General features: G+C 51.0%; 9 protein-coding genes, 6 tRNA genes and 3 rRNA genes. 1 reads left to right on the top strand and 17 read right to left on the bottom strand.

Annotated elements, in window-relative coordinates; genetic code table 11:
• Nucleotides 1-74 precede the first annotated feature (74 nt).
• The 15 genes from nusG to ACUN0E_RS21385 form a co-directional block, all read right to left on the bottom strand.
• Nucleotides 75-632 carry a transcription termination/antitermination protein NusG gene (gene nusG, locus ACUN0E_RS21455; RefSeq protein WP_007180147.1) on the bottom strand — a complete coding sequence of 186 codons (558 nt, stop codon included), beginning with the start codon at nt 630-632 and terminating at the stop codon, nt 75-77.
• Nucleotide 633: 1 nt separating this feature from the next.
• Nucleotides 634-1,014, bottom strand: a complete 381-nt coding sequence (secE, locus tag ACUN0E_RS21450) for a preprotein translocase subunit SecE (protein ID WP_046567533.1) — start codon at nt 1,012-1,014, stop codon at nt 634-636.
• A gap of 36 nt (nt 1,015-1,050) precedes the next feature.
• A tRNA-Trp gene (locus tag ACUN0E_RS21445) sits at nt 1,051-1,126 on the bottom strand.
• A 65-nt stretch (nt 1,127-1,191) separates the two neighbouring features.
• Entirely contained in the window at nt 1,192-2,382 is a 1,191-nt protein-coding gene (gene tuf / locus ACUN0E_RS21440; RefSeq protein ID WP_063497539.1) for an elongation factor Tu, read from the bottom strand.
• A gap of 63 nt (nt 2,383-2,445) precedes the next feature.
• Nucleotides 2,446-2,520 (bottom strand) — tRNA-Thr (locus tag ACUN0E_RS21435).
• A 16-nt stretch (nt 2,521-2,536) separates the two neighbouring features.
• Nucleotides 2,537-2,610: transfer RNA gene (locus ACUN0E_RS21430), tRNA-Gly, on the bottom strand.
• Nucleotides 2,611-2,651: 41 nt separating this feature from the next.
• Nucleotides 2,652-2,737: transfer RNA gene (locus ACUN0E_RS21425), tRNA-Tyr, on the bottom strand.
• 155 nt (nt 2,738-2,892) lie between these two features.
• Nucleotides 2,893-3,005: ribosomal RNA gene (gene rrf, locus ACUN0E_RS21420) — 5S ribosomal RNA — on the bottom strand.
• Nucleotides 3,006-3,205: 200 nt separating this feature from the next.
• Nucleotides 3,206-6,085 (bottom strand): 23S ribosomal RNA (locus tag ACUN0E_RS21415).
• Nucleotides 6,086-6,401: 316 nt separating this feature from the next.
• A tRNA-Ala gene (locus ACUN0E_RS21410) sits at nt 6,402-6,477 on the bottom strand.
• Nucleotides 6,478-6,547: 70 nt separating this feature from the next.
• Nucleotides 6,548-6,624, bottom strand: a tRNA-Ile gene (locus ACUN0E_RS21405).
• 79 nt (nt 6,625-6,703) lie between these two features.
• Nucleotides 6,704-8,234: ribosomal RNA gene (locus tag ACUN0E_RS21400) — 16S ribosomal RNA — on the bottom strand.
• The 16S, 23S and 5S rRNA genes sit together here with 5 tRNA genes alongside, the layout of an rRNA operon.
• A gap of 755 nt (nt 8,235-8,989) precedes the next feature.
• The gene (locus ACUN0E_RS21395) at nt 8,990-9,118 is read right to left on the bottom strand and encodes a glycosyltransferase (protein ID WP_445567911.1); all 129 of its coding nucleotides are present in this window, start codon (nt 9,116-9,118) and stop codon (nt 8,990-8,992) included.
• 183 nt (nt 9,119-9,301) lie between these two features.
• Entirely contained in the window at nt 9,302-10,402 is a 1,101-nt protein-coding gene (locus ACUN0E_RS21390; RefSeq protein ID WP_445567910.1) for a hypothetical protein, read from the bottom strand.
• Nucleotides 10,399-10,734 (bottom strand): hypothetical protein, encoded by a 336-nt coding sequence (locus tag ACUN0E_RS21385; protein WP_445567909.1) that lies wholly within the window; start codon nt 10,732-10,734, stop codon nt 10,399-10,401. The genes ACUN0E_RS21390 and ACUN0E_RS21385 overlap by 4 nt, the downstream gene beginning before the upstream one ends.
• A 267-nt stretch (nt 10,735-11,001) precedes the next feature.
• Here ACUN0E_RS21385 and ACUN0E_RS21380 point away from each other — a divergent pair, with 267 nt between their 5' ends.
• Complete coding sequence (locus ACUN0E_RS21380; RefSeq protein WP_445567908.1) at nt 11,002-11,502, top strand: hypothetical protein; 501 nt, start codon at nt 11,002-11,004, stop codon at nt 11,500-11,502.
• 42 nt (nt 11,503-11,544) lie between these two features.
• On the opposite strand, the gene ACUN0E_RS21375 is transcribed toward ACUN0E_RS21380, so the two are convergent.
• On the bottom strand, nt 11,545-12,375 hold the full coding sequence (locus tag ACUN0E_RS21375) for a glycosyltransferase family 2 protein (RefSeq protein ID WP_445567907.1): 831 nt from the start codon (nt 12,373-12,375) through the stop codon (nt 11,545-11,547).
• 35 nt (nt 12,376-12,410) lie between these two features.
• Nucleotides 12,411-13,352 carry a glycosyltransferase family 4 protein gene (locus tag ACUN0E_RS21370; protein WP_445567906.1) on the bottom strand — a complete coding sequence of 314 codons (942 nt, stop codon included), beginning with the start codon at nt 13,350-13,352 and terminating at the stop codon, nt 12,411-12,413.
• Between the last annotated feature and the right edge of the window lie 91 nt (nt 13,353-13,443).

Below are 13,443 nucleotides of genomic sequence, written 5' to 3'. Positions count from 1 at the left end.
CTCAACGGCCATTACGCGGACCGTAAGCGCGAAATACGGGACGCACCGATTGGTGTGCCCCGTAGAATTCTGGATTACAACTTTTCGACCTGGCCGAATTCCAGCTCGACCGGCGTTGCGCGGCCAAAGATTGTAACGGAAACACGGACGCGCGACTTTTCGTAGTTCACTTCTTCGACGCTGCCGTTGAAATCCGTGAACGGACCGTCCTTCACCCGAACCATCTCGCCTACTTCGAACAGGGTCTTCGGACGCGGCTTTTCCACGCCTTCCTGCATTTGCGACATGATCTTCTCGACTTCCCGCGGGGAAATCGGACTCGGACGATTACGCGCCCCACCGACGAAACCCGTCACCTTTGCCGTGTTCTTCACGAGGTGCCACGTTTCGTCCGTCATTTCCATTTCCACAAGGACATAGCCCGGGAAGAAACGACGCTCGGTCACCGATTTGTGACCGCCTTTCACCTCGACCACTTCTTCAGTCGGAACAAGGATCTGACCAAATTGGTCTTGCATGCCAGCACGTTCAATGCGCTCCTGAAGCGCACGTTGCACGCTCTTCTCCATGCCGGAGTAGGCGTGCACCACGTACCAACGTTTGCCGCTCGGGGATGCCGGAGTATCACTCATATCATTTCCAACCCAGAATCACCGAGAAAATCGCCCATTCGATGGATTTATCGCTAATCCAAAGAAAGATCGCCATCACGAACACGAAGCCGAACACTACGAGTGTTGTCTGGGTGGCCTCTTTACGAGTCGGCCAGACAACCTTACGAACTTCTTTGTACGAGTCTTTGGCGAAAGCGATGAAACCCTTGCCAGGCGCGGAGAGAAGACCGACTGCAACACCCGCGATAGCGCCAACAGCCAAGGCGGCTCCGCGGACGTACCATTCCTGGCCGCTGAGCCAGAAGAACCCCACGAACCCGGCCAAGACCAACAATACGCCAGCGACGAGCATCAGCTTGTCGCCGGATGTATTTACAGTTTCGACGGAAGGATTCGCCATAACACCTTAACGAAGCGTCATATACGACGCGTGAGTTGGCAGGGGCAGAGGGAATCGAACCCCCAACCTTCGGTTTTGGAGACCGACGCTCTGCCAGTTGAGCTATACCCCTAAACCATTTTGGGGTTGACGACGCCGCCAACCCCGAAACTACCGATTAACGAGAACTATCTGGCGTTACTCGAGAATCTTGGCAACGACACCAGCACCGACCGTACGGCCGCCTTCGCGAATTGCGAAGCGCAGACCTTCTTCCATCGCGATCGGGTTGATCAGCTTCACCGTGATCGACACGTTGTCGCCCGGCATAACCATTTCCTTGTCCTTCGGCAACTCGATCGAGCCCGTCACGTCCGTCGTACGGAAGTAGAACTGCGGACGATAGTTGTTGAAGAACGGCGTGTGGCGGCCGCCTTCGTCCTTGCTCAGCACATACACTTCAGCCGTGAAGTGCGTGTGCGGGTTGATCGAGCCCGGCTTCGCCAGAACCTGACCACGCTCCACGTCTTCACGCTTCGTGCCGCGCAGCAGGATACCCACGTTGTCGCCTGCCTGACCCTGGTCGAGCAGCTTGCGGAACATTTCCACGCCCGTGCAGGTCGTCTTCACCGTCGGCTTGATACCCACGATTTCGATTTCTTCGCCGACCTTCACGACGCCGCGCTCAACGCGACCCGTCACCACCGTGCCGCGACCCGAGATCGAGAACACGTCTTCCACCGGCATCAGGAACGCACCGTCAACTGCGCGCTCCGGCGTCGGGATGTACGTGTCCAGCGCGTCGGCCAGATTCATGATCGCCACTTCGCCCAGCTCGCCCGTGTCGCCTTCCAGCGCCAGCTTGGCCGAACCCTTGATGATCGGCGTGTCGTCGCCCGGGAAGTCGTACTTCGACAGAAGTTCACGAACTTCCATCTCGACGAGCTCCAGCAGCTCAGCGTCGTCCACCATGTCGCACTTGTTCAGGAACACGATGATGTACGGAACGCCAACCTGACGCGCCAGCAGGATGTGCTCACGCGTTTGCGGCATCGGGCCGTCTGCGGCCGAGCACACCAGGATCGCGCCGTCCATCTGCGCTGCGCCCGTGATCATGTTCTTCACATAGTCAGCGTGGCCCGGGCAATCGACGTGTGCGTAGTGGCGGTTAGCCGTTTCGTACTCGACGTGCGCCGTGTTGATCGTGATACCACGTGCCTTTTCTTCCGGCGCCGCGTCGATCTGGTCGTATGCTTTCGCTTCGCCGCCAAACTTCTTGGTCAGAACCGTCGTGATCGCTGCCGTCAGCGTGGTCTTGCCGTGGTCAACGTGACCGATCGTGCCGACGTTCACGTGCGGCTTGGTCCGCTCAAACTTACCCTTGGCCATTTTCGACTCCTAAGAGGATTTATCCGTACGTTGCGCCGCGCGCAAACAATCACCGAGTACTTCTGGTGCCCATGGGCAGGATCGAACTGCCGACCTCTCCCTTACCAAGGGAGTGCTCTACCACTGAGCCACATGGGCGCTACTTCTTTGTTGCTGGAGCGGGTGAAGGGAATCGAACCCTCGTCGTAAGCTTGGAAGGCTTCTGCTCTACCATTGAGCTACACCCGCAAGGATCCATGGATTCCCAACTACTGCTACAACTTGCATTCTGGTGGAGGAGGTTGGATTCGAACCAACGTAGGCGTAAGCCAACAGATTTACAGTCTGCCCCCTTTAGCCACTCGGGCACCCCTCCGCAGAGAACTGATGATTATGAGGGAACAACCGCCTGCTGTCAAGGCTTGACTGACCGTTCCAAACTCATAGCTCTCACTTATATAGTGACTCCAGCGCTGCGGTAAACGCAGAAACCCCACCGTTGAGGGGTGGGGTTTCTGTTACTGCAGGGGAGCCTGACGATTACCTACTTTCACACGGGAATCCGCACTATCATCGGCGTGGAGTCGTTTCACGGTCCTGTTCGGGATGGGAAGGGGTGGGACCGACTCGCTATGGTCATCAGGCATGACTTGTTGCCGTACTGCTCGGGGAGCAATACAGCCAATCTGGAAGAAGTAGTTTCTGGTGATGCTCACCAGCGGGAGTTGTGTTGTTTCTGGCACAACACTGATCTCAACCGTGCGTCGTGTGTCCCTGCCCCCTTCGGGGGTGGTCCTGAGTAAGCACTGAAGTGCTAACTCATCACGCAAAACACACCTGTTATAGGATCAAGCCTTACGGGCAATTAGTATCAGTTAGCTTAACGCATTACTGCGCTTCCACACCTGACCTATCAACGTCCTGGTCTTGAACGACCCTTCAAGGGGCTCGAAGCCCCGGGGATATCTCATCTTAAGGCGAGTTTCCCGCTTAGATGCTTTCAGCGGTTATCTCTTCCGAACATAGCTACCCGGCGATGCCACTGGCGTGACAACCGGTACACCAGAGGTTCGTCCACTCCGGTCCTCTCGTACTAGGAGCAGCCCCCTTCAAATATCCAGCGCCCACGGCAGATAGGGACCAAACTGTCTCACGACGTTTTAAACCCAGCTCACGTACCTCTTTAAATGGCGAACAGCCATACCCTTGGGACCGGCTACAGCCCCAGGATGAGATGAGCCGACATCGAGGTGCCAAACACCGCCGTCGATATGAACTCTTGGGCGGTATCAGCCTGTTATCCCCAGAGTACCTTTTATCCGTTGAGCGATGGCCCTTCCATACAGAACCACCGGATCACTATGACCTGCTTTCGCACCTGCTCGACTTGTCGGTCTCGCAGTTAAGCACGCTTATGCCATTGCACTATCAGCACGATTTCCGACCGTACCTAGCGTACCTTCGTACTCCTCCGTTACACTTTGGGAGGAGACCGCCCCAGTCAAACTGCCTACCATGCACTGTCCCCGACCCGGATCACGGGCCAAGGTTAGAACCTCAAACAAACCAGGGTGGTATTTCAAGGACGGCTCCACGCAGACTGGCGTCCACGCTTCATAGCCTCCCACCTATCCTACACAGATCGGTTCAAAGTCCAATGCAAAGCTACAGTAAAGGTTCATGGGGTCTTTCCGTCTAGCCGCGGGGAGATTGCATCATCACAAACACTTCAACTTCGCTGAGTCTCGGGAGGAGACAGTGTGGCCATCGTTACGCCATTCGTGCAGGTCGGAACTTACCCGACAAGGAATTTCGCTACCTTAGGACCGTTATAGTTACGGCCGCCGTTTACCGGGACTTCAATCAAGAGCTTGCACCCCATCATTTAATCTTCCGGCACCGGGCAGGCGTCACACCCTATACGTCCACTTTCGTGTTTGCAGAGTGCTGTGTTTTTATTAAACAGTCGCAGCCACCAGTTTATTGCAACCCCTTCACCCTTTGCGCGCAGGCGCATCAAGCTACAGGGGCGTACCTTATCCCGAAGTTACGGTACCAATTTGCCGAGTTCCTTCTCCCGAGTTCTCTCAAGCGCCTTAGAATACTCATCTCGCCCACCTGTGTCGGTTTGCGGTACGGTCTTGTTAAACTGAAGCTTAGAGGCTTTTCTTGGAACCACTTCCAGTTGCTTCACCGCCTAAGCGGCTCGTCCCATGCCCTTGAATTGCGCGCCCGGATTTGCCTGAGCGCCTTCTCCAACACAGGAACCGGGACTTCCAACACCCGGACAACCTTCCGCGATCCGTCCCCCCATCGCATTTAACAATGGTGCAGGAATATTAACCTGCTTCCCATCAGCTACGCATTTCTGCCTCGCCTTAGGGGCCGACTCACCCTACGCCGATGAACGTTGCGTAGGAAACCTTGGGCTTACGGCGAGGGGGCCTTTCACCCCCTTTATCGCTACTCATGTCAGCATTCGCACTTCCGATACCTCCAGCGCACTTTTCAATGCACCTTCGCAGGCTTACGGAACGCTCTCCTACCATGCACATAAATGTGCATCCGCAGCTTCGGTATATTGCTTAGCCCCGTTACATCTTCCGCGCAGGACGACTCGATCAGTGAGCTATTACGCTTTCTTTAAAGGATGGCTGCTTCTAAGCCAACCTCCTGACTGTTTTAGCCTTCCCACTTCGTTTCCCACTTAGCAATATTTGGGGACCTTAGCTGGCGGTCTGGGTTGTTTCCCTCTTGACACCGGACGTTAGCACCCGATGTCTGTCTCCCGTGATTGCACTCTTCGGTATTCGGAGTTTGCTATGGCGTAGTAATCCGCAATGGACCCCACAACCATGACAGTGCTCTACCCCCGAAGGTGATACACGAGGCACTACCTAAATAGTTTTCGGAGAGAACCAGCTATTTCCAGGTTTGTTTAGCCTTTCACCCCTATCCACAGCTCATCCCCTAACTTTTCAACGTTAGTGGGTTCGGACCTCCAGTACGTGTTACCGCACCTTCATCCTGGCCATGGATAGATCACCTGGTTTCGGGTCTACACCCAGCGACTGAACGCCCTGTTCGGACTCGCTTTCGCTACGCCTTCCCTAATCGGTTAAGCTTGCCACTGAATGTAAGTCGCTGACCCATTATACAAAAGGTACGCAGTCACCCCACAAGGAGGCTCCTACTGTTTGTATGCATGCGGTTTCAGGATCTATTTCACTCCCCTCCCGGGGTTCTTTTCGCCTTTCCCTCACGGTACTGGTTCACTATCGGTCGATCACGAGTATTTAGCCTTGGAGGATGGTCCCCCCATCTTCAGACAGGATTTCACGTGTCCCGCCCTACTTGTCGTACACCCAGTTCTTCCTCGCTGTTTTCGTCTACAGGGCTATCACCTGCTATGGCGGCACTTTCCAGAGCCTTCGACTAACAATGAAGATAAAGAGTACAGGCTGGTCCCATTTCGCTCGCCACTACTCTGGGAATCTCGGTTGATTTCTTTTCCTGCGGTTACTTAGATGTTTCAGTTCACCGCGTTCGCTTCTCATGGCCTATGTATTCAGCCATGGATACCTCAATAGAGGTGGGTTTCCCCATTCGGACATCGGGGGATCAAAGCTCGTTTGCCAGCTCCCCCCCGCTTTTCGCAGGCTACCGCGTCCTTCATCGCCTGTGATCGCCAAGGCATCCACCACATGCACTTGTTCGCTTGACCCTATAACGGGTGTGTCTCGCACTGCATCCACGGGGGATGAAGTGTTTCGTCACAGTCGCTACAGGTTGAGTATTCGTGTTGCGCCGTATTCCAAGAGCAATCTTTCGATTTCCCTTTTCATACATTGATACAATCACAACCCTGATTCACCTACTCACATGCCCATCTCTAGACACGCTTTCGTGAATCTCTTTACTACTTCTTCCTGATTGTTAAAGAACGACAGCCGATATAAAGCTCTGCTTCATATCACTCTGACTGGCTCAATCGCCAATGCATAAAGCTCGGTAAATACCGAACGCTAGGCATTGAAGATTGGTGGAGGATGACGGGATCGAACCGACGACCCCCTGCTTGCAAAGCAGGTGCTCTCCCAGCTGAGCTAATCCCCCAGTCATACAGATCACGCAACCTGTTCGCCCCGGGGTCCTCACCGGTTAGCTGCAGCCACCGCAGAAACAGTGGTGGGTCTGGATGGATTCGAACCATCGACCCCCGCCTTATCAAGACGGTGCTCTAACCAACTGAGCTACAGACCCCTGAGTCTGTCTGCGTATCTGTCCTGATTTCACAGCCGATAAGCGTGAGCGCTCAACGCTTTGACACGTCTAGCTCGAGAAAGGAGGTGATCCAGCCGCACCTTCCGATACGGCTACCTTGTTACGACTTCACCCCAGTCATGAATCCTACCGTGGTGACCGTCCTCCTTGCGGTTAGACTAGCCACTTCTGGTAAAACCCACTCCCATGGTGTGACGGGCGGTGTGTACAAGACCCGGGAACGTATTCACCGCGGCATGCTGATCCGCGATTACTAGCGATTCCAGCTTCACGCACTCGAGTTGCAGAGTGCGATCCGGACTACGATCGGTTTTCTGGGATTGGCTCCCCCTCGCGGGTTGGCGACCCTCTGTTCCGACCATTGTATGACGTGTGAAGCCCTACCCATAAGGGCCATGAGGACTTGACGTCATCCCCACCTTCCTCCGGTTTGTCACCGGCAGTCTCCCTAGAGTGCTCTTGCGTAGCAACTAGGGACAAGGGTTGCGCTCGTTGCGGGACTTAACCCAACATCTCACGACACGAGCTGACGACAGCCATGCAGCACCTGTGTTATGGCTCCCTTTCGGGCACCCCGACCTTTCAGCCAGGTTCCATACATGTCAAGGGTAGGTAAGGTTTTTCGCGTTGCATCGAATTAATCCACATCATCCACCGCTTGTGCGGGTCCCCGTCAATTCCTTTGAGTTTTAATCTTGCGACCGTACTCCCCAGGCGGTCAACTTCACGCGTTAGCTTCGTTACCAAGTCAATGAAGACCCGACAACTAGTTGACATCGTTTAGGGCGTGGACTACCAGGGTATCTAATCCTGTTTGCTCCCCACGCTTTCGTGCATGAGCGTCAGTATTGGCCCAGGGGGCTGCCTTCGCCATCGGTATTCCTCCACATCTCTACGCATTTCACTGCTACACGTGGAATTCTACCCCCCTCTGCCATACTCTAGCCCGCCAGTCACAAATGCAGTTCCCAGGTTAAGCCCGGGGATTTCACATCTGTCTTAGCGGACCGCCTGCGCACGCTTTACGCCCAGTAATTCCGATTAACGCTTGCACCCTACGTATTACCGCGGCTGCTGGCACGTAGTTAGCCGGTGCTTATTCTTCCGGTACCGTCATCCTCCCGCCGTATTAGGGCAGAAGTTTTCTTTCCGGACAAAAGTGCTTTACAACCCGAAGGCCTTCTTCACACACGCGGCATTGCTGGATCAGGGTTGCCCCCATTGTCCAAAATTCCCCACTGCTGCCTCCCGTAGGAGTCTGGGCCGTGTCTCAGTCCCAGTGTGGCTGGTCGTCCTCTCAGACCAGCTACAGATCGTCGCCTTGGTAGGCCTTTACCCCACCAACTAGCTAATCTGCCATCGGCCGCCCCTGTAGCGAGAGGTCCTAAGATCCCCCCCTTTCCTCCGTAGAGCGTATGCGGTATTAATCCGGCTTTCGCCGGGCTATCCCCCACTACAGGACACGTTCCGATGTATTACTCACCCGTTCGCCACTCGCCACCAGGGTTACCCCCGTGCTGCCGTTCGACTTGCATGTGTAAGGCATGCCGCCAGCGTTCAATCTGAGCCAGGATCAAACTCTTCAGTTCAAACCTGTTACTGTTTTTCGGGCTCTTTCGAACCCGGTCGCTCACTCAACGTACTGACGAATGATCATCCTGCCGCCGTGTTTCCACCCCAGCAGGAAAACCTTCCTTTAATACTAGTGTGAGACTTGATACTTTCGCTTTTGCAGCAGGCCCCGAAGGACCCACCGCCGCGTCGCGCATCAAGCGCCCACACTTATCGGCTGTTAATTTTTAAAGATCGATTTCGCATTCACTACCAAAAACCGCACCGCGTGTCGTCAACCTCACAACCACCCGGCACCGCTTCGTTCTGCGTCGCTGCATCTGCAGCAGAGAAACGAGATTATGGTAAGAACGGTATCCTCGCCGTATGTAATACCTTCATAAACACTTGGCTCCGGACAAAGCAAGGTCCTTCGAATCAATTACGCCAGACGTAGAAATAATTTTCCGAAAACATCATGTTCAGAAATCCGGCGCGCGTCAAAACTTCCTCAGCCCGAGCTACCAATTCAAGACCTCGACTCACTGCGTCCCCGCTGATGACTCCCTCCCACAATGTCGGCATCACTCTCGCCAGCTCTTCGATATAAGTTTTCAAGCGTCATCAACAATAAATCATCCCCGTATAATTAAAAATATATTCGCCACAAGCCACTCTCAAATCCGTCTTGCCTTGCTCGGGCCAGGCCTTCATTTTTTTTATTAAAAATCTTGAACCGATTATCAAGTTCGCAAAATTCCTTCAATGTTCTGGAGATTTATCGGTGCTACCATCATTTATCAGGATCACCTTCGAAATCCGGAAAGGTTTGCGATTTTATGCTTTCCAGGCACTCCCTTAGATACGCTTGAATATTGAAAATAGGAACTATTATTGATATCGATATTCTTTTGCCAGACATAATGCTACCCTCGCTTCAAGGAAACATGGTGCCGAAATCGCCGACCCAATACCCGCATATCATTGAAAATGATAAAAAATAGAGAAAATCAAATGCCACCAAATACGACGCAACGCTGAATCGACACGACCACAAAATCCAGCATCCGCTGCGACTCAAATCTCAATATTCCGATTCTATTTGTTAAAAATGCAAGAATAGAAGTATTAGCAAAAAACCAGCAGTCTTAAAAAAATAGACATGAACTTTCCCACCTAACGCTTCCTTATGCAGAAATATAGGTTTCCACACGCCGACGATAATCAACAGGCTAAAAACCGAGCCCGTCGCAATTCCTAAAACTCCATACATCTTGCCCAATATGATCGTTGCCGAGATATTTATGATAGCTTCAGCAAGTGGAGCCGCTGTGTCGTGATATAGACCGGATGCAGAAATAAACTCATCGGTCGTCTTTCTCGCTACTGTAATAAAGAACCCAGCCGCCAACATGGTAACTACTGATTTCGGCAAAATATATGCCTCACCGACCCACGCGCTTATGAATAAATCAACGGTGCTGAACAAGGTGAAAGTTGCAACACCTGCAAGCCAAAAACGTGACACTTGAAGCTCCCAGTAGACGCCAAAGGTTCGCTTTAAATTCCGTGCCGCAACTAAATTCCCAACGCCTGCGTTGGTACTATCGAATAGCGCAGCAATCACAGAAGTAAGTGCCGTTATTATGATCGTGTAGTTGGTATATTTTGTAACAACCTGCAAATTCAAAAATATAAATACAAATATCGGGCTTGTCTGTTGAAGAACAACAGCCGCAAGTTTGTGCACAAAGGCCTGTTTTGATTTTTTATATATAACCAGATAGTCGCGACAGATTTTTCCGGAACTTACGTCTACATCGAGCCACGGATAAACACGCGATATTTTTATGTTCAGGAAATTCACATAAGCAACCAGCGAAATCAACTCGAGCCCTAACCACCAAAATATTTTTTGGTCAAAATATAAAACGGCAACTACCTGCACGCCCAACTTCAAGAGCTTTAGGCTATTGAAGATACTAATTTTGACGTAATTTTTTTGATCTGCAACCAATAATATTTCACGATAATTAAAGAAAAATCCTATTATAGTTGTCGACAGGTAAATAAAATAAGTTGCGATAATCGTGCCCGTAGAGAAGCCTGACGATCGGAAAAAATATGGAATGAAAACACCGACAACAACTCCAACGCCCATCACTACAAAACCGATTCGGCGATAAATGTACGCAAATACATTCACAATAGCCGAAATCTCGGATCTATTTTTGTCATGATCGGACCATAGAGAGCAAATGCAACGACAGACGCAAAACCCATTTCTGCGAGATTTAAAAACCCCACAATGTTTACAATCGTAGTCGCTAACCCGATAAAATTTGCGCCAATTTTGTGAATGAAAACAGCTCTCGATACAAATGTTGCGACCAAAACTAAAACCAAAAAAAACAGGCTCACCTGCGCGTTTTTGGCCATTTTTTTAAAACGAGAATCAGCCTCGGTTCGATTTTGCTGCATATCCATTGATACGAAGTTGGTTAAGAAATTTAAATCAATTAAAGCTTTACTATGCATCTACCAAGCTAATCCGCCGTAGATTTTCCGACACTGACGTAACCCTGCTAATCCCAGCCAATATTTCGATGATACCCACGCGTTATCATTCCCTCGTCGCGTGCTTAAAGACAGTTTTCTTTCGAACTGCTATCGAAGTTGTCGCGCCGTTCGACTTCAAACCAAAAGTCCAACCTGTCTAAATTATTTTGGCCATTTGTAGTCTTTTTGGTAGACAATGATCATGGAACCATCAAAAACTCAGCTTACCCAATGCTCTGGACTACGATGTCATCAAAATTCAAATCTAAAACAGTCATCGCGATATTGACTCTGGCGGTATCTTGCTTCGCATCTGGTCAGACGCTCAATCAGGACTCCCCTTACGGCACGAGCGGATCGGCAAAGGACCTTGCTCAGTCGTATGCAGCATTACTCAAACGCTCGATTGATCCGCAGTCCCGTCACAAGATAAATTCGAACGCTGACCATGGAGCGACACCGGACCTACACCAGCAGATTGTCCGCGACGAGCAGCTACTCGGGGGACCATCAGACGATCTGCTTTCGACTAGCAATCAAGACGCTGGTTATCCAATGACACCGGTCGAACTGGCAGTTAGCGTCAACCCACTTTTGAACTTCGGAAACGACAGTCTTACAGACAACACAGATCTTAATAAAGAGAATAGTACGTTTCATTTGTTGACCGCCAAAAACAAGCCGGTTGATTCTCAGGTCCGAACACATGTCCGGTCGGATCAGGGTGTCAACAAAAGTCCTTGGTAGTTGAACAATTCGCCGCGCACTATTTCACTGTATGGATAGCACCTATCTGCGCGCCAACCCGTCGATACCTGGTCGCTCGCCCCACGGCAAACGATATTTGCTCCGAAAAAGTAGAAGACTTTTTAAGTGCTTGCGTCCTGCCCAGCTGAAAATCCCAGCCGCGGATTCTCTCTGGTGCTCATGAGTCAGATGTGCTCCAGGGACGCAGACAACTCTGTGCCCCGCTTGCCACGTTCGCGCACAAAAATCAACGTCCTCCATGTACAGGAAATATCTCTCGTCCATGCCACCGAGGTCCTCAAAAATTTCTCGCCGAACAATAAATCCAGTTCCCATTACCCATTCCGCTTCAAAGGGCAAGTCCTGCCGCCAAGAGTCATACATCATGTGCGTTTCGGCACGCTGTCTAAAGCCACTCAGCTTTCCCAGCGGCGACCGACGAGCCAAGATATCAAGAACTGAATAGAACCGCCTCGCAGAGTATTGGCGTCGCCCATTCGGATACACGAGGTCCAATCCCACAAGCCCAATATCCGACTCGCTCTTCATGACTTTTATGGCGCGCTCGATACTTCTATCAGTAAAGTATGTATCGGGATTCAGAACTATCACTAGGTCATGTCTGCATGCAACCATTCCAAAATTGACGCCTGATCCGAAACCGCGATTCACCGACGCTCGCACCAGTCGGACATCTGCAGGTAGTGTTTTCTTAAGTTGTTGAAAAGAATTATCAGGCGACGAATTGTCCACAATCACTATGTCTTCGGCTATCGCAATGTTTAGTGCGATTAAAGATTCGACACATTTTCTCGTCAAATCAGCCGTTTTGTAATTCACGATAATTGCATTTATTCTTTCGAATGAAATCATATTCCCCCCGGTGTTCCCTCGCTTCGGCCATTGTTTTAATTTTCAAATTCACCCACGATTTCCCAAAGTCGGCAAGCCGATTTTCCCCAATCAAACTTTTTAACGTGTATTGCTGACTTTCTAATTAAATCCGAACGTGCTTCTTTGTCTGTCGCGATTTTATTGATCGCTTCTTTTATAGAATCGACCGAATACGGGTCAACTAATTCGGCAGCACTATCCCCAATTTCTGCCATTGCGGATACATTTGATGTGATCACTGGTACACCTGACGCCATTCCTTCGACGATCGGCAGCCCGAATCCCTCATATAGCGAAACGAACACCACCATCAACGCACCGCTATATAGCCGCGGCATGTCTTGGTCACTTACAATCCCCGAATAAACAACGTTGGCTTCAATGCCCAATTTCCTCGCCAGCAACGTAAGCTCTGCAGAGGGAATACCAGTAAGCATCAATTTAACATTCTGTTTCGGCAATACCGAAGCGGCATAGGCCGCGAAAAGTCGATCCAGATTCTTATATTTTCGACGATTCCCGGGGTACAGAATATATTTGAATTTATAATTCAGTGGCTCGTGTTTTCCAAAGAAATTTTCATGCACTCCATTTAGAACAACGTGAACTTTTTTTGGATCGATATTTGACCATTCCAAGAACTCACTCTTAGTATATTCTGAAACGCAGACAATGGCAGAGCATTGCAATAACAATCTCTTAAACACCAATTCATAATAGATCCTGTGCCACCTTGAATAATAGTGAAGATGGGTTAGATCGTGAATTGTGACTACGCTAGGACACGGAGAGCGCAGCGGCGGCACAAATCCAGGGCTCCAAAAAACACCTGCATCTCGTCTATTTCGGAGTCCGCTACCAAGCGCTATCGGAGACAGCGGACTTCCAATCTTAGTCGTGAGATCCAGATGCTCCAGTTGCAAGAAAGCCGGACGTCGACTAAGGTAGGCCGACATCACGTTTCCAATGCCGGTGTGTGCCGGCCAACGCAAATCTGCATAGATCATTTGGAGGAAAATTTATAAAATAAATATATTTATCAATCTG

Source organism: Paraburkholderia sp. D1E, from assembly GCF_052682275.1.
The sequence above is the reverse complement of the archived record's forward strand: the minus strand, read 5'-3'. Positions and strand labels throughout refer to the sequence as shown.

Coding starts and splice junctions, on each gene's coding strand:
- nusG (WP_007180147.1), bottom strand. CDS start 632: ATGAGTGATACTCCGGCATCCCCGAGCGGCAAACGTTGGTACGTGGTG.
- secE (WP_046567533.1), bottom strand. CDS start 1,014: ATGGCGAATCCTTCCGTCGAAACTGTAAATACATCCGGCGACAAGCTG.
- tuf (WP_063497539.1), bottom strand. CDS start 2,382: ATGGCCAAGGGTAAGTTTGAGCGGACCAAGCCGCACGTGAACGTCGGC.
- ACUN0E_RS21395 (WP_445567911.1), bottom strand. CDS start 9,118: ATGTCTGGCAAAAGAATATCGATATCAATAATAGTTCCTATTTTCAAT.
- ACUN0E_RS21385 (WP_445567909.1), bottom strand. CDS start 10,734: ATGCATAGTAAAGCTTTAATTGATTTAAATTTCTTAACCAACTTCGTA.
- ACUN0E_RS21380 (WP_445567908.1), top strand. CDS start 11,002: ATGTCATCAAAATTCAAATCTAAAACAGTCATCGCGATATTGACTCTG.
- ACUN0E_RS21375 (WP_445567907.1), bottom strand. CDS start 12,375: ATGATTTCATTCGAAAGAATAAATGCAATTATCGTGAATTACAAAACG.
- ACUN0E_RS21370 (WP_445567906.1), bottom strand. CDS start 13,352: ATGTCGGCCTACCTTAGTCGACGTCCGGCTTTCTTGCAACTGGAGCAT.